This is a genomic window from Aquibacillus kalidii (assembly GCF_014280935.1).
Lineage (GTDB): Bacteria > Bacillota > Bacilli > Bacillales > Amphibacillaceae > Aquibacillus_D > Aquibacillus_D kalidii.
In genome coordinates, this window is sequence record NZ_JACLZI010000036.1 from 205568 (window position 1) to 227089 (window position 21522).

Genomic DNA, 21522 nt, shown 5'->3' on the forward strand with positions numbered 1-21522 from the left:
CTTAATTCCCCTCCTTTTTTAAACGTAATAACGCCCAACGTATAATGTAGCTGGACCCTACAAAGAAAATTATTAAAGCAATTACAATTTCTACAAGTTCTGACGGTACACCAGCAACAGTAGGCATGTTTAGCGCTCCGATTTTTAAAACACCGAATAATAATGCTGCGAGGATAACTCCGAACGCATTGTTACCTCCCAAAAGCGCCACGGCGATTCCATCAAATCCTATATTCGTAAAGGCTGAATGCGTTGGCATATAGCCAAATGTTCCTAATCCCTCCATAGCGCCCGCCAAGCCAGCGAAACCTCCAGAGATTACCATTGCAAGAATTATATTTTTACTAACACTCATCCCGGCATACTCGGATGCATGTTTATTTAATCCTACTGACCTTAATTCATAGCCTGTTGTCGTTTTTTCCAATAAGAACCACATGAACACTGCAGCTGCTAACGCTACTATAATGCCATAATGTAAACGAGAATAGCTAGTCAGCTCCATTATCCAGTTTGCAGACAAAGCTGCAGATTCTTTAATTGTGTCTGTTGAATCTTTACTATCTGTTAATACATCACGGATGATACCGTTTGAAACATATAATGCAATGTAGTTCATCATGATGGTGATAATAACTTCGTGTACACCTAGTTTAGCTTTTAATAAACCGGGTATAAATCCCCACAGTCCTCCAGCGACAGCCGCAGCAATCAAGGCTAACGGTAAATGAATGAACATTGGGGCATCGACTGTTGTTCCAATCCATACGGCAGCTAACCATCCAACGATAACTTGTCCTTCTGCTCCGATATTGAACAACCCAGTTTTAAATGCAAAAGCAATAGCTAAACCTGTCAAAATATACGGTGTCACTTGTCTGATTGTTTCACCAAAGAAATAAGGGCTACCAAATGCACCATTCCAAAGTGCGATATAACCATCAATAGGGTTGTAGCCAAAAGATAACATTATAATAGCTCCTGCAATTAAACCTAATAAAACAGAAATAATCGGAACCAATAAATTAAACATACGATTTGAAAACATTATTGTGCACCTTCTTTCGCTTGGTTACTACCTGCCATAAGGAGGCCAAGCTCCTGTTCATTTGTTTCTTGAGGCAAGACATTCGCTATAATGTTTCCATCAAACATAACTGCAATACGATCACTCACATTCATTACCTCATCTAACTCAAAAGAAATTAAAAGAACAGCTCGTCCTTTGTCACGTTCTTCGATAAGCTTTTTGTGAATAAATTCTATCGCACCAACATCCAAACCTCTAGTAGGTTGTGCTGCAATTATTAAATCTGGTGAGCGATCTACCTCACGTGCAATAATAGCTTTTTGTTGGTTTCCTCCTGATAGCGCTCTCGCCTTTGTATATTCACTTGGAGTTCTAACATCATATTCTTCGATAAGCCTTTTTGCTTTATCGTAAATATTATTAAAGGATAGAATTCCATTCTTAGAAAAAGGCTTTTGGTAGTAGGATTGTAAAACCATATTCTCTCCAATTGGAAAATCCAGTACCAATCCAAATTTGTGTCTATCTTGTGGAATATGTGAAACACCTGATTGTGTAACCTTTCTTGGTGAAAGATTCGTTATTTCCTTATCATTTAAGAATATCGAACCAGATTCTATTGATTTTAATCCAGTAATTGCTTCAATTAGTTCAGACTGTCCGTTCCCATCAACCCCAGCAATACCGACGATCTCACCTGCTTTAACATCAAGGTTCAACCCTTTAACCATTTCTACTTTTCTGTTATCTTTAACACGTAAATCTTTTACAGACAGAACTGTCTTGCCTGGATTTGCGTCTTGCTTCTCTGTTGTAAAACTCACTTCTCGTCCTACCATTAACGAAGCAAGTTCATCAGTAGAAGTTTCAGCTACGTTAACTGTACCAATCCCTTGTCCCTTTCTAATAACCGTACAACGATCACAAACTTCCATAATCTCTTTTAACTTATGTGTAATTAAGATAATAGAAATACCTTCATTAACCAATGATTTTAATATCTTTATAAGTTCTTCTATTTCTTGAGGAGTTAATACGGCTGTAGGCTCATCTAAAATTAGCACTTCTGCACCACGGTAAAGTGTTTTTAAGATTTCTACCCTTTGCTGCATTCCTACTGAGATATCACGAATCTTAGCATAAGGATCAACTTTCAGACCGTAACGCTCAGATAGATCAGCCACTTCTTTCTCAGCCTTTTTTAAGTCAATAAAACCGAACTTTTTAGGTTCGTGCCCCAAAATAATATTCTGAGTGACAGTAAATGTATCCACAAGCATAAAGTGTTGGTGAACCATACCTATCCCCAGATCATTAGCTACATTTGGGTCTGTAATATTAACTTTTTTGCCTTTTACTTTAATCTCGCCTTTTTCTGGCTGATACAACCCAAACAACACATTCATTAATGTTGACTTTCCAGCACCATTTTCACCTAGAAGAGCATGAATTTCTCCTTTTTTAAGTTGAATGGTGATATTATCATTAGCAACAATACCTGGAAATTCTTTTCGAATATTAAGCATTTCAATAACATGATTCTCCAAAGACCCCACTCCTTATCTAGACACTGCTTCAGTTTTTCAATAAATCGTACTTCGATAGCAAAATCATTACGTTAAAACCTATTATTATTTTTAAGAATTATAAAATCACCAAAGGAAAAGAAACGTGTAATTTCTCGCCCTTTGAGGATTTTACAATATAGACAAGGAGAAAAGGCTAGAAAAATCTAGCCCTTACCCTTACTTATTGTTCTAAAGACTCAAGATAAGTTTTTAATTCTTCATCAGTTGACGGCACTGTTACTTCACCGTTAAGAATTTTCTCTTTATACTCTTGAACGACTTTATCTATTTCATCTGTATAGGCTTCTTTATTTGTATCAGCAACACCAATACCATCTTCTTTAATACCGAAAGCAAGTATTTCGCCTCCAGGGAATTCTCCATCCGCTGCTTGTTGTGCTACTGTTTTAACAGCAACGTCCACACGCTTTAGCATAGATGTTAAAGTAACGTTAGTATCACCAATTGCACCTTCTTCATATTGGTCACGGTCCACACCAATAACCCATACGTAAGCATCTGGGTTTGCATTCTTAATATCTTTTGCTTGAGCAAATACACCATTACCAGTACCACCAGAAGAATGATAAATGACATCTACTCCACTGTTGTACATGTTAGCAGCAATCGCTTTCCCTTTATCAGGAGCACCGAAAGAATCTGCATATTGAACAGTTACATCAATAGAAGGATCTACTGACTTAACGCCAGCAATAAAACCAGCTTCAAATTTCTTAATTAATTCTCCTTCAACTCCACCAACAAAGCCTACTTTTTTCGACTCTGTTTTAAGTGCTGCTGCAACACCAACTAGAAAAGAACCTTGATGTTCTTGGAATGTAATGCTTGCTACGTTATCAGCCTCTACAACGGAATCAACAATTGCGAAATTAGTATCAGGATTTTGTTCCGCTACTTTTTCAACTGCTGGAGCAAGTAAGTATCCAATACCATAAACAACATCATAGTCTTGTTGCACTAAACGAGTTAAGTTTGGTAAATAATCTGCATCTTTTTCAGATTGAACGTAATCAATACCTTGTCCTTTTGATAACCCATTTTCAGAAGCGAAGGCTTGTAAACCTTCCCAAGCAGATTGGTTAAAAGACTTATCATCTACTCCACCGATATCAGTAACCATACCAACTTTAATATCACTAGCTTCTTCCGTATTTTCCGTACCTTCGTCAGTTCCTTCAGTTCCACCATTATCAGTAGATTTATCAGAAGCGTTATCTCCTTCTTCAGAACTTCCACAAGCACTAAGTACTAATCCTACAGCTAAAAGTAAAGTTAAAAGCAATAAAAAACGATTCTTTTTCAAAATAATATACCCCCATTATTTGTAATAATTTTAAATCGGTATTGCTGTGATTATGAAGTAGCGATCACCCCCTAAAAGTTGAAAGTCCTCATCTATCATCTCTTCCTTAACACATAAAAACTGAAAACATCTGACCTAAAATAATTCGCAGAATAAAGAACTGGTCTATTATTTTTTGTATAATGCATTTGTTTTAATAGTAATAGCGCTTGGTCTGGTTGACAGTTTAATACTGGCGAAATTTCTTCATGATAACTTACTGGCTCAATATACGTAACGGCATAAGCAATCTGTGTATCAGAATGTTGATCTAAAAAGTGAAACAAGGAATCTTGTGTGTGAACTAATTCCACAGGTATTAGTTCTTTGTCAATCCTATCAATACAATACACGACCGGGTCACCATCTGCAGTTCTTACTCTTTCAATCTTAGCTATCTTATTTATCTTAGTAGGAGCAAAATGTTTTTTGTCATTCTCTGTCGGATTGACGAGTTCTGTAGAAATGTACTGGGATCCAGGTATCTTTCCTGAACTTTTTATCATTTCTGTAACGCTTCCTAATTGTTCAATCCCTGATGAAAATGATGGTTTAGTATGAACAAATGTACCTACACCATGATGCCTAACCACAACATTTTCCTCTTCCAACATTGAAATAGCCTCCCTCAAAATGGCTCTTGGCACATGTAATTTTCGGGCTAATTCAAATTCTGAAGGTAACTTTTCTTTTTCTTTATAAGTTCCATTTTCTATGTCTTGTTTTAGTTGCTCTATGACCCGAATATGTAATTGAAGATCATCTGAATTAATAGACATTCGTTCCCCCTAAAGTTCCATCACTCTATCCAAAAATGGAGCGTTACTAATAGTCAAAAATAAATATAACACTTTTAATACTAGAAATAAATAGAAATTTGCATAAAATTACCTAGAAAAAATCAGATAATGACAGAGTTTGTCAGATAACCTCACAAAAAGTAGGTTTAATTGTAATGATTTTCCATAATCTCAATTTACCGATTCTTTATCATCATTTCCAATTATCTTTTATTTATGAGGATTTTTCTTCAGAATAATCGAAAACCAAAACTGTTCTTGGTTTAGATCCCTCGTATGGACCTACAATCCCACGATCCTCCATCGCATCAATTAACCTTGCTGCTCTAGTATAACCAATTCTAAATCGTCGTTGAAGCATCGAAACACTTGCACTTTGCATTTCAATGATCATTTGTACTGCCTCATCAAACAATTCATCATCTACATTATTTACTACTTCCGTTTCTTCTTCTGGTATCATTTCATCCTGATATTGTGCTTTTTGTTGTTCTACACAATGATCTACAATCCGTTCTACTTCCTCATCAGATAGAAAAGCACCTTGAATCCTTGTAGGCTTAGATGCACCAACGGGTATAAACAGCATGTCCCCTCTGCCTAGTAACTTTTCTGCTCCACCTGAATCTAATATAGTTCGAGAGTCTGTTTGTGAGGACACACTAAAAGCAATCCTTGATGGGATATTTGCTTTAATCACACCGGTGATAACATCTACTGATGGTCGTTGTGTTGCTATAATTAAATGAATACCTGCTGCACGAGCCATCTGAGCTAAACGTGTTATCGCATCTTCTACATCTCCAGATGCAACCATCATTAAATCTGCCAACTCGTCTACTAATACAACAATAAATGGCAACTGTGGTTGCTTGTCCCCTTCAGCTAAGTTATGCTTTCGGATGTATTCATTGTATCCTTCTATGTTTCTAGTGCCTGTATCTGAAAATAACTCATATCGCCTTTCCATTTCAGAAACTACTTTTTTCAAAGCCCGTGAAGCTTTCTTAGGATCTGTAACTACCGGTGCTAGTAGATGTGGGATCCCATTGTATATATTTAATTCTACTTTCTTAGGGTCTATCATCATCATTTTCACTTCGTGAGGTTTTGCACGCATTAGGATACTAGTAATAATTCCATTTATACAAACACTTTTACCACTACCAGTTGCCCCGGCAACTAGTAAATGAGGCATGCGGTTTAATTCAGCCATTACAGCCTCTCCGGAAATGTCTCTACCTAATACGAATGAAAGTTTCGAACCTTGTTGAGCTTGCTTTGTTTCCAACACTTCACGTAATGAAACAGTAGCAATTTCTTGATTTGGCACCTCAATTCCAACTGCTGACTTTCCTGGTATTGGTGCTTCAATTCTAATATCCTTTGCCGCTAGAGCAAGTGCTAAGTCATCATGTAAATTAACAATTTTACTTACTTTCACCCCAGCGTCTGGGTAGACTTCATATTTCGTTACGGCAGGACCTACATGGACTTTTGTTACCTTTGCTTTTACTCCGAAACTATGAAACGTTTTTTCAAGTTTTCTTACAACCGCTTGAATTTGTGAACGTTCCTGTTGTTGGGTGTTATTTATTGGTTCGGTTAGCAGACCCATCGAAGGAAGTTGATAATCAAAATTCTCTAGTTCTGTCATTGGTAAAGATTCTGAAATTTCTACTTCATCTGCTTTCTTACTTTTAATCTGTGGTTCTTTCTCTTTAGCTTTCATTTCCTTGGTAGAAGTCTCAGTTGTATTAGTTTCCATTGAATAGGCTATATCGGTGAACTCTTCAATCTCAGGTTCTACTACTGGTACATCATGTTGATGTATTTCCGGTTCATTAGCCTCCACTTCAGCCTTTGCCTGCCGTTTTTCTTCTTTACGTTTTTGTCTTACTTCTTTTATTCGTTGGAACTGGTCCTTGGAATATTCCTTTATTCTAAGGACATTTTTCTCTATAAAGGCACCAATCGAAAAATTCGTTAAAAATAATCCACCGATTAGAATAGAGAAAGCTGCAACAATTTTCGCTCCTGTTGCTGAAAATAGATAGTAACAAAACGCAAGTAATATAGCCCCTAAGAATCCCCCTCCTAAATTTACTGAAGGTACTTCTCCTTTATAAAAGGAAAAGATTTGAGAAACAGTTGTTTTTATTATGGAAGGATTTACAACTTTCAGTAATAAAGCCTCAAAAGTTTGAATATGTGTTAGTAAGAGTACTCCTAGAAATATAATATAAAGTCCCGACAACCGCCTATTAAAGAGGAGTGGTATTTTCCTTTTGATCATTAGATAAATTCCTAATCCTAGTAAAAATAGGGAGGCAACAAAATACCATACTCCAAATATAAATCTAAATATATTTTCTAGTATGGATGGTATGGCACCATCACTTATTGCACTTGCTCCACTACCAAGTACTGCAAGAAAAATAAATAAAATACCTATTAATTCAAATTTGACCTGATCCTTAAATTGGACTTGTTTCTTTTTTGTTTTCCTTTTTTTTGCCATTCTCTCACCTCTGCGATTGTTCAGAAGATGTTCTTTTGTTATACGATTAGATAAACCCTTGTCAGTATAGATTGACAAGGGTTTAAAATCTAAGGCGAAGTAACAAAATTAATCACTTTTAATGACTATAGTATATCATAGAGTTGCCTCAATTTAAGTATTGATTTTTAAATTATCTGTCCCGGTGTAAAATTAGCATTTAAATAATCATGCGGATTAGTTGAGAGTAATTGTACAATTCTATATGAACCGTCTTGTAGATCCTCTACCGTTAATCTTTTACCGTTTACTTCAATGGTTTGAAACTTTGTATAGCTATCGCTTGATACTGGATATATATCTGTTTCGCTTAATGGTGTGTATAAAATCATTGAATCATCGTCCCATCTTCTTTATCCTGATCAATCAATTCATTTAATTTTACCATCGCTTCTTTTATCCCACCAACTTCATCGATTAAACCATATTTAACTGCATCGGTTCCAATGACGTTTGTCCCAATATCTCTTGTAAGATTACCTTTTTCAAACATAAGTTCTTTAAATTTTTCTCCTTTTATGTTGGAGTGACTCGTAACAAATTGTATAACACGTTCTTGCATTTTGTCTAAGTATTCAAACGTTTGTGGTACACCTATTACGAGTCCAGTTAATCGTATCGGATGAATAGTCATTGTTGCAGAAGGTGCAATAAAGGAGTAATTTGTTGATACTGCAATAGGTACCCCAATTGAGTGGCCACCTCCAAGTACAATCGATACAGTCGGTTTAGATAGAGAGGCAAGCATTTCCGATAAAGCAAGACCTGCTTCTACATCCCCTCCAACTGTATTTAATACAACAATTAAGCCTTCGATTTTTGGATTTTGTTCAATTGCCACAATTTGAGGGATTAAGTGTTCATACTTTGTTGTTTTATTTTGTGGTGGTAATTGTACGTGACCTTCAACCTGTCCAATGATTGATAATACATGAATATTAGAATCGGGAGCAGTTGGAACAGATGTTTGTCCAAGTGCCTGAATTTTCTGTACGAGTGATGAAGGAGGATTCGTTTGATCTTCTCCTTCATGTTTACCTATATCTTTGTCTGTCATTATAAACGCTCCTTTCTTTAACGCTATAATTAGTATGAACAATGGAAACAAGTTACATACAAATATAAATAGAAAAGGTAGCAACTCTTATGAGTTACTACCTCTAAAATCCATTAATATCTTGTTTAATTGTTGTTCTTCATTATTATTCAAAGGAATTAATGGGAGTCGAACGCTACCAACATCGAAACCTTTCATTTTTAAAGCTGCTTTTACCGGTGTTGGAGATGGCGCCATAAATAATCCTTTCATAATAGGTAACAACTCTCGATGCATGGAAGCTGCCTGCACCACGTCTCCACTTTCAAAAGCACGAATCATCTCATTCATTTCATTGCCGATAACATGGGCTGCGACAGAGACAATACCTTTACCTCCAATAGACTTAATAGGCAGCGTTAAACTGTCATCTCCACTGTAAACGGTAAAGTCTTCACTCGTCATGTCAATTACCTTTGAGATCGCATCTAAATCCCCACTTGATTCTTTTACAGAAACGACATTCGGAATTTTGGATAATTCGACAATTGTTTCAACAGACATTTGCACTACCGTACGCCCGGGAATATTATAAAGCATGACAGGCAAAGTAGTTTCCTTTGCAATAGTAGAGAAATGTTCATATAGACCTTGTTGACTAGGCTTATTATAGTAGGGTGTTACTAATAATACGGCATCTACTCCAACCCTCTCTGCTTGTTTCGTCAATTCAATAGAAGCATTCGTATTATTAGAACCGGTCCCAGCAATAACAGGAACACGTTTATCTACTATTTTTACTACATGTTCGAAAAGTTCTAGTTTTTCTTGGGAAGTAAGGGTTGGAGACTCCCCAGTTGTTCCAGCTACTACTAACCCATCCGAGCCATTATCTAACAAGTAATTTACTAACTGAGTTGTTTTATCAAAATCAATTTGATTCTGTTCATCAAACGGAGTAACCATTGCAGTTAGTACTCTTCCAAAATCCATAGACTACTATTCTCCTTTCTTCTTCGACTACAAAACAACATGTATGAATTCACCTTTTTTCTATCCTAGTCCCTTAAGGATAGTGCATCTATTTTCCTTGGTTGTTTAATTCAAAAGTGTCATGAAGTGCATTCACTGCAGGGACAAGATCGTCATTGTGAATAAGAACCCATATTGTTGTATGACTGTCGGCAGATTGAAGAATTTGGATTCCTTCATCGGTCAACGTTTGCACAATTTTTGCAGTAACTCCTGGAACACCTGTCATACCAGCTCCAACGAGGGAAACCTTTGCACAGTTCTTTGTTATTTCAGGTTCATATTGTAACTCTTGTAATAGCTTTACTGCTTTATCCGTGTACACTTCTGGAATCGTATAGACTACACCAGTAGGAGAAATATTGATAAAGTCCACAGATATTCCTGCTTCAGCCATTACTTTAAATACTTGAGAATGGAGTTGATATGGTCCGTTGGATGATGAAACCCTAACTTGAGTTATTTCTGACATATGAGCAATACCCGTAATTAATCGATCGGGTATATCCTTGCCTTTTTCGTTATCACGTGATGTCGTAACTAACGTACCTTTATCTTTTGATTTTGTCGATCGAACCCGTATAGGTACTTTAGCTTGCATAGCAATTTCTACAGCCCTAGGATGTACGACCTTAGCTCCTTGATAAGCCATGTTACATATTTCTGAATAAGTAACAACATCAAGGGTACGAGCTGATGATACGACACGCGGATCAGCTGTCATAATTCCATCTACATCCGTAAAAATATCTATGAATTCAGCATCTAGTGAAGCACCTAACGCAGCTGCAGATGTATCACTACCACCACGACCAATTGTAGTTATTTCTCCCGATTCGGTTCTTCCTTGGAATCCAGCAACAACTACTACATCATGTTGTGTAAGTTCTTCTCTAATTCGGCCACTATCCATTTCTTTTATTTTAGCAGCAGTGAAATCATCGTTGGTGATAAAACCTGCTTGAGCGCCTGTTAAGGCAATGGACGATATTTTCTGGCTCTTTAACTCATTAGAAAAAACAACAGATGAGATCGTTTCTCCACATGACAATAGTAAATCTTGTTCGCGTTTAGAAATATTTGTATTCGGAAAATTTACTAATCCGAGTAAGGAATCAGTAGCGTATGGATCTGGATTTCGTCCCATAGCTGATACCACAACAACCACTTTAAATCCTTCATTTATTGCATCTGTTATATGCTCAATGGCACTCTGTCTGGAATCTTGATCCCGGACAGAAGTACCTCCAAATTTTTGTACTAAAATTTTCATTAAGACACCTCTAAGTTACAGCCAGTTATTTTTAACTAAGGATTCTGCAATTTGTACAGAATTCCATGCTGCTCCTTTTAATAAGTTATCGGAAACAACCCAAAGATGGAAACCTTTTGGATTATCCAAATCTTTTCTTACTCTACCAACAAAAACCTCACTCTTTCCTGCTGAATTAAGTGGAGTTGGATAAACTTGATTAGATGGATCATCCTCTAAAATAACTCCATCCGCATTTGCAAGCGATTTTTGTAATTCTTCAACTGTTACATTTTCATTATCAACTTCAACGTAAACACTTTCAGCGTGAGAAGTGAAAAACGGTAATCTTACACAAGTTGCTGCAACATGAAGTTCAGGAGCATGCATGATTTTCTTTGTCTCATTAATCATTTTCATTTCTTCAAATGTGTACCCATTATCTTGGAATACATCAATTTGTGGCAGTGCATTAAAAGCAATCGGAAAATGCTTTTTATCTCCTTTTACTGGCATTAAATTAGCTTCTAGTTCTTCACCATTCAAAAATGCTTGGGATTGCTCTTTTAATTCTTCTACAGCAGATGTCCCTGCCCCTGAAACAGCTTGATAAGTCGACACGATTACACGGGAAATTCCGAATGAATCTTGAATTGGCTTAAGAGCTGCTACCATTTGAATTGTAGAACAATTTGGATTAGCAATAATGCCGTTATGCTTTGAAATGTCACTTTCGTTTACCTCTGGTACTACTAATGGTACGTTTTCATCCATACGGAAAGCACTTGTATTATCTACTACTACTGCACCTCTTGTAACTGCTTCATGCGCTAAACCTTTAGATACAGATCCACCTGCTGAGAATAAAGCAATTTGAACACCTTCAAAGCTTTCAGGTGTTGCTTCTTCTACAATAAATTCTTCACCTTTAAAATTTATTTTTTTACCAGCCGAACGGCTAGAAGATAACAATTTTAAATTATTGATAGGAAAATTCTTTTTCTCTAATGTTTCCAACATTTTTTGTCCTACTGCACCTGTTGCCCCTACTACTGCTACATTATACCCTTGTTCGTTTGCCATTTAATTATCTCCTCTCCTTAAATCACATTGCTTTTATAAATGCTAATAGATTATATTTTAACATATTCTTGACATATCAGGTACAGAAAGGACAATTTACTCTTTTTATCTTTCAATTATAACTGGTTGAATTTGCTTAAATTCCAATGCCTTCTCAATCGTATCAGGAATAAGTGTCATGTCAGATACAAGCGAATTTGGCTTCTTAATTGGATCATCTTGGCCATAAGGCACGAAATACATTAATTTTGTAGACATTAGACGCATTAAATTGACACCGTTCAATCCTAGTGCATCGTTAGTAGAAATGCCTATCACAACTGGACTCCCATTTCTAATAGTTGCTTTTGCAGCCATTAATACTGGAGAATCTGTAATAGCATTTGCAAGTCTACTCATTGAGTTCCCAGTTAAAGGTGCTAACACCATGCAATCAAGCGGTTCAGCAGGCCCAAGTGGCTCCGCGTCGACAATGGTTGTAATGGGCTTTCTCCCTGTAATTTTTTCAATTCGTTCCATATGATCCTTTGCCTTACCAAACTTAGTATCCGTTGATTGAACAGTGTAAGAAACCACAGGTACTACCTCAGCACCCTCTTCCACTAATTTTTCAATTTGCGGAAAAACCGCTTCATACGTACAGTGTGAACCCGTTATACCAAAACCTATTTTTTTACCTTTTAAGGACATTATTTCTTCCTCCCCTAATTTTCTTCAGACAAGATCTGTTTAATAACAGTTCCAAGAATCTCTCCAGCAGTTTTAGGAGCAACTATTCCTGGTAACCCTAAAGAATGCAACGCTTTTATTCCTCTTTGCTTTGCATAATCAAAGTCTGTTCCACCAGGTTTGGATGCTAAATCTATAATTAATGCGTTTGCTTTCATCGGTTTTATTACATCCTCTGTTACAACTAAGGCAGGAACAGTATTAATTAAGATGTCACAATTAGAAGTATATGCAGAAAGTTCTTCCATGTGAAAACCTGTAAGTCCCATCTCTGTGGCTCTTGCTACATCCTCTTTACTTCTTGACCCAACAAATACATTTGCACCTAGTGCTGAAAATGCTCTTGCTGTACTCAGTCCAACTCTTCCAAGACCTAAAACAATAACATTTGAAGAATGGATAGTAAAATCAGTATTTTGAATAGCTATCATAATTGTCCCTTCAACTGTAGGAATAGAATTATAAATGGCTACATCGTTTCGGTTCATTAATGGTATCAGTTTTAATCCTGTATCTTTTGTACTATTAATTAAATATTGGTTTGCAATTCCACTAAATACAATGCAGTGACTAGGAAGTCCTTCCAGCCAATCCCGACTTATTGTAAATTTTTTATCAGAAAACACAGGATCTACTAAACCCTTATCGTCTGTGCCCGGAATCGGTAGAATTATTGCATCTAAGTTACTTTGATCTAAGTCGTCAATATCAACCTGTTTTGCTCCAGTGAAGCCTTGATTTAGTTGATCAAACCCTACTAAGTGAATATCAATATCATTGAACTGTGTAAGGGTATTGATCATTTCTAAATACCTTGCATCTCCTCCCAAAACAGCGATTTGTTTATTAGTTTCCATCATTTCACCTCTCCTGGTGTAATCACTATCCTCTCTTATATTATGATTTTTTTCTTAGTTAGTGAAAGTATAGAGGAATTTTCAACGATATTTGAAGAAAAAGGGCAATTAAAATAGGGGTGTTTCCATAAGAGATAAAATGTGTAGTGACTTCTCTAAAATCTTAGGTATGTGCTTGTGTACATTTCAGAAGGTATAATAAATAAGTCAAAAAAAGAAGCTTAGTAATCGGAATTACTAGCTTCTTTAAATTTATGATTCAATTATTATCATGTCTTCTCCGATTTTCTTTATATCCTTCCATTCTATTCTAGCTGTACTAGCTTCTTTTTTCATACCGAACCAACTATAATTTGGAACGATAAATGACTCAATTTTCCCAGTCTTTTCGTTTATCTCTAAATCCGTTTGCCCTAAAACCCCTAATCGTGAACCACTTTTTACGTTAACAATTTCTTTTCCGCTCAAATCCTTGTATCGCATATTTTCTCCTCCTTATAAGTATCCTCTAAAAAGAGAGTATGCAAAAAAAACAAACCTATGAGTGTATTCTCATAGGTTTGTACCTTTAAGAAGAAATTAATGCACTGGAATAAGAATCATTAAAAACTTCTTCAATCACTTTTTGTATAGATTGAGGATTGACCGCGTCAATTTCTTCTATCATTTCATCTAATGTTCGATGGTTTCTTAGTAGCAATTCATTCTTTCCATTTCTACTCATCCTACTATTTGTGCTCTCTAAACTTAACATAAGACTTCCTTTTAGTTGTTCTTTACAGTTCTTCAGTTCCTTATCGCTAAGTCCTTGTGCAAGAAGGTTTTCAATTGTATCAGAAATGGTTTCCCTTAGAATTGGTAAATGCTCTTTACTAGTACCTGCATATATAGTAAGTAACCCATTATCTAAAAAAGAACTATGATAAGAAAACACAGAATAGGCTAATCCTCTCTGTTCCCGTACTTCTTGGAAAAGTCTTGAGCTCATACTACCACCTAGTACATTGTTCGTTACAATTAAGCTATAAATGTCCTTGTCATCAATAGCCAAACCATTATATCCAAGACAAAGATGGGCTTGCTCCGTATCTTTTTTTCTCTCAATATGATCTGCGATAAAGTTAGGTTTTTCATAGCTATCAGCTTGTTGTGATGTTGTGTAACTACCAAACAGTGATTCAACTTTATTAAAGAAAGAAGTATCTACGTTTCCCGCTACAGAAACAACTACATTATCAGGACCGTAATTCTTTTCCATATAATCTCGTAAATCATCAGGTTTGAAGGATGCCAACGTTGTATCTGTACCTAAAATTGGAAACCCTAGAGGGTGCTGTCCGTAGGAGGCAACAGATAAAAGATCATGAACTATATCATCAGGGGTATCCTCTGCCATTTTTATTTCTTCTAATACCACTTTCTTTTCACGTTCCATTTCCTCTTCATCAAAGGATGAATGAAAGAACATATCAGCTAACACATCTAAAGCAAATTCCTTGTGGGTATCAATAACTTTCGCATAATAACATGTGTATTCTTTTGAGGTAAAAGCATTCACCTGGCCACCAATTGAATCAAATGCTTCTGCAATATCTTTTGCTGTACGATTTTTAGTACCTTTAAAAAACATATGTTCTAAAAAGTGAGAAATACCGTTATTTTTCTCCCTTTCATTTCTCGATCCTGTTTTAACCCATATACCAATTGTAACGGACCTCACAGATGGAATGTCTTCTAAAACAATGCGAAGACCATTAGAGCACGTATGTTTTTGTAACAAATTAAGTCCTCCTATACTACGATGTTGTCTTTAACGTTTAGTATTTAATAGTTTGTCTACTGTACCAATTTTATACTCTTTTTGTTTAATATTCAAAATCAACTCATCGATTCCTTGCTCTATTACATCTGTAGGATGCATTAAAATCATTGCACCTGGATGTATTTTTGACATAACACGATTAACCATAACAGAAGTGGATGGCTTTTTCCAATCAATCGTATCCACAGACCATAATATTGTATTCATACCTAAATCTGATGCTGATTTTACAACCTCATCGTTAAAGCTACCGCTAGGAGGGGCAAACCATTTTGGAGTCTCCCCAACAATAGCCTCTAATATCTCATTTGTTCTTTCCATTTGCTCGACATTTTCTGCTTTTGATAACTTGTTCATATCTGGGTGATTATATGCATGGTTACCGATTAGATGCCCTTCCTCTTGTATCATCTTCACTAAATCAGTATTTTCACTAGCCCACTTACCTTCAATAAAGAAAGTAGCCTTTACTTTTTCTTTCTTTAAAGAGTTTAAGATACTAGGTATATTGTCTGTTCCCCAAGCAACATTAATCAGAAAAGAAACCATATTTTTTTCTGGGTGCCCTTTATAGATCGGTGATGGCGGTAAATCATCTAGATTAACCTCAGGTTCAACTTGGTCGTAAACTAATAATTCTTCTTTAAATTTACCCATTTCTTTCATTTTTTCATAAGACTTCTCAACATTGACTTCAATACCATTTCTTCCAGGCATTTTTTTCCAAACCTTATCAATTTTTGCGTTTTGAGGTTCCTCTTCGTATTTTGCTTTTTTCTCTTTAATTTTTTCCAACAATTCAGGTTCCTGATCGGTTGCAGATTGGAAAGCAGCTATGTACTCCGTATTGTTATTGTTCCACAAAATTTGTCCATCATATTGAAAAATGATTAATAATAAACCAAAAAAAGCTATTAGTTGAATGATTGTTCGGTTCACTTCTATCCCTCCCATTAAAACCTATGTAAAAAAGGGACAAGGTAGAACGAACCTAAATAAATAGACAATGATTATTTGCCAATAAGAACATACGATTTTAATCCTGATTTTTTCGATTAAAAAAAGAAACTGGCATGCCAGCTTCTTCCGTTTTATGAATCTTTTTGTTGTTTTTCCTTCTCATCTAGTAAAACAGCTTTTCTAGAAAGATTAATACGGCCTTGTCTGTCAATTTCCTTAACTTTCACCATGATTTTATCACCGATAGAAACGACATCTTCAACCTTGCCAATTCTTTCTTCAGCTAGTTCGGAAATATGAACAAGTCCTTCTTTTCCTTTAAATAACTCAGCAAATGCTCCAAACTTTTCTACTCGTTTTACTGTTGCCAAATACATTTCTCCAACTTGTACTTCACGAACAATATCTTCTATAATCTTTTTGGCTTTTTCATTCATTTCACTTTCAGTAGAGGAGATGAACACATTACCATCCTGCTCAATATCAATTTTTACGCCAGTTTCATCAATAATCTTATTGATTTGCTTACCACTTGGTCCAATAACATCACGTATTTTATCTGGATTAATATGCATCGTTAAGATCTTTGGAGCATATCTTGATAATTCATCTTTTGGCTCATTAATAGTTTCAAGCATATGACCTAGAATGTGCATACGTCCTTTTTGAGCTTGAATCAAAGCTTCCTCTAAAATATCTCTTGAAAGTCCTTCAATTTTGATATCCATTTGTAAAGCAGTAACACCGTTGGCAGTTCCAGCCACTTTAAAATCCATATCTCCTAAATGATCTTCCATACCCTGGATATCACTTAAAATCGTATAATCCTCTCCCGATTTGACGAGACCCATAGCAATACCTGCGACTGGAGCCTTAATCGGAACACCCGCATCCATCATAGCAAGCGTACTTGCACAAATACTTGCTTGAGAAGTAGAGCCGTTTGATTCTAAAACTTCAGATACTAAACGGATCGTATAAGGAAATTCTTTTTCAGAAGGAACGACTACTTCGAGTGCACGCTCTCCTAATGCACCATGTCCAATTTCACGACGGCCTGGGCCTCTAATAGGACCAGTTTCTCCCACGCTGTAGGAAGGGAAATTATAGTGGTGCATAAACCGCTTAGACTCTTCCAAGTCTAATCCATCTAAAATCTGCACATCGCCTAAAGCACCTAGTGTACATATACTTAATGCCTGCGTTTGTCCCCGAGTGAATAATCCAGAACCGTGTGTTCGAGGTAGGACCCCAATACGCGAAGATAGTGGGCGAATTTCATCTGGCTTCCGACCATCAGGTCGAACCTTTTCCTTAGTAATTAAGCGACGAACCTCTTCTTTTACAATTTTATCCAAAACACCTTTTACTTGTTTAATTGTATCGTCATCAGCTTCTTGAGCTTCATAGGATTCAATTAGTTCTGCTTTGACTGCCTGAATGGCATCCTCACGTGCATGCTTTTCTTGTACCTGAATTGCTTTTACCATAGCTTCTTTTGCCTTAGCTTCTACTTCTGCGGTTATAGCAGCATCAAGTTCATACAATGTGACTTCCATTTTTTCTTTTCTAACTTCTGCAATCACTTTCTCTTGAAATTCAACTAATCGTTTAATTTCATTATGACCAAACATGATAGCTTCTAACATGATCTCTTCCGGTACTTCCTCAGCACCTGCTTCAACCATATTAATTGCATCTTTCGTACCTGCAACTATTAAATGGATATCACTTTTATCCTGTTGGTCGATTGTTGGGTTAATAATAAATTCGCCATCTACTCTACCAACAATAACTCCAGCAATAGGGCCACCGAATGGAATATTAGAAATTCCCAATGCAATAGAAGATCCAATCATTGCTGCAATCTCGGAAGGATTGTTTTGGTCCACACTCATAACTGTACTGATAACCTGTACTTCATTACGAAATCCGTCTGGAAATAATGGACGAATTGGTCGATCTATTAAACGAGAAGTCAGTATTGCCTTTTCACTAGGACGACCTTCTCTTTTTATAAAACCTCCTGGTATTTTACCAACGGCATATAAACGTTCTTCGTAGTTAACAGTTAGTGGGAAAAATGGTAAATCTTTTGGTTCTTTAGATGCTGTAGCTGTAGCTAATACAGAAGTGTCACCATATTGAACCATACAAGCTCCATTGGCTTGTTTAGCTAATTCTCCAATTTCAACCGTGAAAGGTTGTCCAGATATTTCTGTGGAGAATACTTTTTTTTCATCTGCCATATTTGTTAGTACTCCTCTCATATGTGAAACTTACATGTACCATGCAGCTTACATGAAATACAGTTGACTTAAATATTTTTCATGTTAATGGTATTTTTTAACTAGTGCATGTATTGTAGATAATTGTCCCTCGTCTAAAAGGGTGTTCAAAACAGAAGAATTTATGAATGGATTATTCCTTATTCTTCTTATATTTAATAACTTCTTTTAGGACTTCTTTATGTAAGAGTTTTTTTACGTACAGAAAAAGCGGGGTTTATCCCGCTTTTAAGTACATTAACGACGTAATCCAAGCTTTTGGATTAATTCACGGTAGCGTGTTACGTCTTTGTTACGTAGGTAATTTAATAAGTTACGACGTTTACCTACCATTTTTAATAGACCACGACGAGAGTGGTGATCTTTTTTGTGAACACGTAAGTGCTCATTCAAGCTTGTAATTTCTTCCGTTAGGACAGCGATTTGAACCTCTGGAGAACCAGTGTCACTATCGTGAGTTTTATACTCATTGATGATCGCATTTTTACGCTCTTGTGTAAGTGCCATCCTATTCACCTCCTATTATTTAAAACCCCAATCCCCTAGCAAACGTCGGAGACTCATATTGCCAAGTGGATGGTTTCCGTATCTTAGAGTACATCTTTTTGAAGAAAAAAGCAAGTGTTTGCTCTAATTAGATCTCAATAAATAATGGAAACACATAATTAATTCGTTTTACCCAGTAAAAAAAGTTATAAAGTCTCTACATTAAAATAAGAGCGTACTTCTTTCTCATCAGCTTTCAATTGCGAAAACAGTTCCGCCGTGTCGCTTAACTTTCTTTCATCTCGAATATATTTTTTCCATTCTATTACTAATTCTTTCCCATATATATCCTCTTTATAATCAAAAATATGAACTTCTATTGATGGTAATTCTCTATTTTCTTGAAATGTTGGTTTATATCCTAAATTGGCCATTCCAAAATATCTATTTTTTTCAACTTTAATAGCGACCGCATAAACCCCTACTTTTGGAAAAAAATAGTTATCTGCTGGCTGGATGTTAGCTGTTGGATAGCCTATTGTTCGTCCTCGCTTGTCACCTTCCACTACAACTCCACGTATTTTTAACGGTCTACCTAATAAATCATTTGCTGCTTCAATATTCCCACTTAATAAATGTTTCCTAATCCTCGTTGAACTTATCTTTTCTAAATCCTCTTGTACTTTTCCTACTACGGTTGTCTTAAACTTTCCTCTAGAATGTTCTTCAATGGTATTCATTGAACCTTTACCCATGTGCCCATAACTAAAATCAAAACCGGCCACTAAGGACGTTATGTTTAGTCCAATTATAAAATCATCTATAAAGACTTGTGGAGACAATTTGGATAGCTCAAGGTTAAACGTGATAACGTACAATCTGTCGATACCCATTTGTTCAAGTAAACGCTGCTTTTCAATTAGTGGCGTTATATAGCTAGCATGTTGCTTATCTTTCCTCAACACAACAGAAGGATGGGGAGTGAACGTTATCACCGCACTTTCCTTTCCCTGATCTTTGGCAATCGAATGTGCCGTCTGGATTACTTTCTGGTGTCCCCTATGTATTCCATCAAAAAAACCAATAGCTGCAACTGTATTAGGCAATTGATGTCTACATAATTGGTGAGGATAGGTTAACCTAATCACTTCCATATTTCATCACCTCTTTCTAATGCCTGAATACTCGAACAGGCTTTATTTCTTGATCATTATTTGGATGAAACTGATAGATAGCTACTAACTTATCCTTGTATTGAACTCTAAATGGATTTGTATCTGGTAATGGCTTCGGCCTAGGAAGTTTTTGCCCATTTAAAACCTTATTTTCCGTTTCTACATCAACGTAAATAACATCTAAATGATCGACTCCTGCTTGAATAGGAGATAGTAGAAGATCGACTTCTTCCTTACTAATCGCTTTCTCAATTTGATCAAAAGTGTATGAGTTTTCCTTTTTGAAATTTCCCGTTTGAATTCTGACTAAACTAGACATATGGGCAGGATAGCCAAGTGCCTGTCCTATATCTACACAAAGAGTGCGAATATAGGTCCCTTTAGAACATTCCACTTGAAATTGGACTGTTTGATTACCCTTTTCATCTAAAGGGGTATAGGACAACATTTCTATATGGTGAATGGTTATGGTTCGAGTATGGCGCTCCACAGTCTTACCCTCACGAGCATACTCATATAACTTCTTCCCATTCACCTTAACAGCAGAATACATAGGAGGAATTTGTTCGATTTGACCTAAAAATTGATTAAGTACTTTTTTTAATTGATCTTCAGAAAATTCCTGTTTTAATGGTTTTGTATCTACAACTAAACCGTAGCTATCTTCTGTTTCAGTTGAGATACCTAAGGTTATTTCTGCTATGTATATTTTAGTAGTATCCGTTAAGTATGGGACTACTTTCGTTGCCTCTCCAATACAAATAGGGAGAACACCCTCAACCTCTGGGTCAAGCGTGCCTGTATGGCCTACTTTTTTTGTCTTTAGTAACTTTCTTATTTTCATTACACAATCATGGGAAGTAAACCCTTTTGGCTTCCATAAAGGAAGTATTCCATTCATCATACTACCTCCTACAGGGTAATTTTTTAGACAACTCTTAATAATTTGTAAAGAAAACTTCGATCAGGTTAATCACATTTATCCTCTTAAGATATTATATACCATTCGTCAAAACAATCTTATACACAACAAAACCCTTGTTTAAAGTTTATAACAAGGGTTTTATCACGTAAATAGATTTCCTTATTCTCCCGAACTGTTTAGATCACGCAGAATATGTTCAATTCTATTCCCTTTTTCAATGGCTTCATCAAATTCAAAGAATAGTTCAGGTGTTTTTCTTAATCGAATTCTTTTGCCAATTTCGGAACGAATGAAACCTTTTGCTTTCGCAAGACCAACAAGTGTATCCTGCTTTTGTTTATCCTCTCCTAAAACAGAGATGAAAACTTTTGCTTGCTGTAGATCACCAGTCACTTCAACATCTGTAACTGTAACAAAACCTACACGTGGGTCCTTAATCTTTCTGCCGATTATGTCACCCAATTCTTTTTTCATTTGTTCGCCTACACGATTCGCTCTTAGATCACTCATCTTAAAAATCACCTCTTCAAAGATTGAGGGAATATTATAGGTGGCT

Annotated in this window: 20 protein-coding genes; all 20 read right to left on the minus strand. The window is 36.1% G+C overall.

The genetic code is table 11. The features are described from left to right. Position 1: 1 nt before the first annotated feature. The 20 genes from H7K77_RS08685 to rbfA all read right to left on the minus strand — a co-directional run bounded on the left by H7K77_RS08685 (position 2) and on the right by rbfA (position 21476). Positions 2-1048: an ABC transporter permease gene (locus H7K77_RS08685; RefSeq protein WP_186577412.1), complete on the minus strand. Its 1047-nt coding sequence runs from the start codon at positions 1046-1048 to the stop codon at positions 2-4. After that, entirely contained in the window at positions 1048-2556 is a 1509-nt protein-coding gene (locus H7K77_RS08690; protein ID WP_186577688.1) for an ABC transporter ATP-binding protein, read from the minus strand. The genes H7K77_RS08685 and H7K77_RS08690 overlap by 1 nt, the downstream gene beginning before the upstream one ends. A gap of 223 nt (positions 2557-2779) precedes the next feature. Beyond that, entirely contained in the window at positions 2780-3922 is a 1143-nt protein-coding gene (locus H7K77_RS08695) for a BMP family lipoprotein (RefSeq protein WP_186577413.1), read from the minus strand. Positions 3923-4017: 95 nt separating this feature from the next. Further along, positions 4018-4740 (minus strand): GntR family transcriptional regulator, encoded by a 723-nt coding sequence (locus H7K77_RS08700; RefSeq protein WP_186577414.1) that lies wholly within the window; start codon positions 4738-4740, stop codon positions 4018-4020. Positions 4741-4975: 235 nt separating this feature from the next. Next, positions 4976-7282, minus strand: coding sequence for an FtsK/SpoIIIE family DNA translocase (locus tag H7K77_RS08705; protein WP_186577415.1), 2307 nt, complete (start codon positions 7280-7282; stop codon positions 4976-4978). 167 nt (positions 7283-7449) lie between these two features. Continuing rightward, complete coding sequence (locus H7K77_RS08710) at positions 7450-7653, minus strand: YlzJ-like family protein (protein WP_186577416.1); 204 nt, start codon at positions 7651-7653, stop codon at positions 7450-7452. Next, positions 7650-8378 (minus strand): ClpP family protease, encoded by a 729-nt coding sequence (locus H7K77_RS08715; protein ID WP_186577417.1) that lies wholly within the window; start codon positions 8376-8378, stop codon positions 7650-7652. Before H7K77_RS08715 ends, H7K77_RS08710 begins: the two co-directional genes overlap by 4 nt. A gap of 87 nt (positions 8379-8465) precedes the next feature. After that, positions 8466-9350: a 4-hydroxy-tetrahydrodipicolinate synthase gene (dapA, locus tag H7K77_RS08720; RefSeq protein ID WP_186577418.1), complete on the minus strand. Its 885-nt coding sequence runs from the start codon at positions 9348-9350 to the stop codon at positions 8466-8468. Between the two features lie 88 nt (positions 9351-9438). Beyond that, a complete protein-coding gene (gene dapG, locus H7K77_RS08725; protein WP_186577419.1) occupies positions 9439-10662 on the minus strand; it encodes an aspartate kinase in 1224 nt (407 codons plus the stop codon). 15 nt (positions 10663-10677) lie between these two features. After that, positions 10678-11724, minus strand: coding sequence for an aspartate-semialdehyde dehydrogenase (asd, locus tag H7K77_RS08730; RefSeq protein WP_186577420.1), 1047 nt, complete (start codon positions 11722-11724; stop codon positions 10678-10680). A 105-nt stretch (positions 11725-11829) separates the two neighbouring features. Further along, the gene (locus H7K77_RS08735; RefSeq protein ID WP_186577421.1) at positions 11830-12414 is read right to left on the minus strand and encodes a dipicolinate synthase subunit B; all 585 of its coding nucleotides are present in this window, start codon (positions 12412-12414) and stop codon (positions 11830-11832) included. Positions 12415-12428: 14 nt separating this feature from the next. Beyond that, positions 12429-13313 carry a dipicolinic acid synthetase subunit A gene (gene dpaA / locus H7K77_RS08740; protein WP_328701074.1) on the minus strand — a complete coding sequence of 295 codons (885 nt, stop codon included), beginning with the start codon at positions 13311-13313 and terminating at the stop codon, positions 12429-12431. 249 nt (positions 13314-13562) lie between these two features. Then, positions 13563-13793: a YlmC/YmxH family sporulation protein gene (locus H7K77_RS08745; protein ID WP_186577422.1), complete on the minus strand. Its 231-nt coding sequence runs from the start codon at positions 13791-13793 to the stop codon at positions 13563-13565. Positions 13794-13878: 85 nt separating this feature from the next. After that, positions 13879-15090, minus strand: coding sequence for a M16 family metallopeptidase (locus tag H7K77_RS08750; RefSeq protein WP_186577423.1), 1212 nt, complete (start codon positions 15088-15090; stop codon positions 13879-13881). 30 nt (positions 15091-15120) lie between these two features. Continuing rightward, entirely contained in the window at positions 15121-16071 is a 951-nt protein-coding gene (locus H7K77_RS08755; RefSeq protein ID WP_328701075.1) for a polysaccharide deacetylase family protein, read from the minus strand. Between the two features lie 152 nt (positions 16072-16223). Beyond that, positions 16224-18341, minus strand: a complete 2118-nt coding sequence (pnp, locus tag H7K77_RS08760; RefSeq protein WP_186577425.1) for a polyribonucleotide nucleotidyltransferase — start codon at positions 18339-18341, stop codon at positions 16224-16226. 276 nt (positions 18342-18617) lie between these two features. Then, positions 18618-18887, minus strand: coding sequence for a 30S ribosomal protein S15 (rpsO, locus tag H7K77_RS08765; RefSeq protein ID WP_186577426.1), 270 nt, complete (start codon positions 18885-18887; stop codon positions 18618-18620). 185 nt (positions 18888-19072) lie between these two features. Then, positions 19073-20020 (minus strand): riboflavin biosynthesis protein RibF, encoded by a 948-nt coding sequence (gene ribF, locus H7K77_RS08770; protein ID WP_186577427.1) that lies wholly within the window; start codon positions 20018-20020, stop codon positions 19073-19075. Between the two features lie 16 nt (positions 20021-20036). Further along, positions 20037-20942 carry a tRNA pseudouridine(55) synthase TruB gene (gene truB / locus H7K77_RS08775; protein WP_186577428.1) on the minus strand — a complete coding sequence of 302 codons (906 nt, stop codon included), beginning with the start codon at positions 20940-20942 and terminating at the stop codon, positions 20037-20039. Between the two features lie 183 nt (positions 20943-21125). Continuing rightward, entirely contained in the window at positions 21126-21476 is a 351-nt protein-coding gene (rbfA, locus tag H7K77_RS08780) for a 30S ribosome-binding factor RbfA (RefSeq protein WP_186577429.1), read from the minus strand. Between the last annotated feature and the right edge of the window lie 46 nt (positions 21477-21522).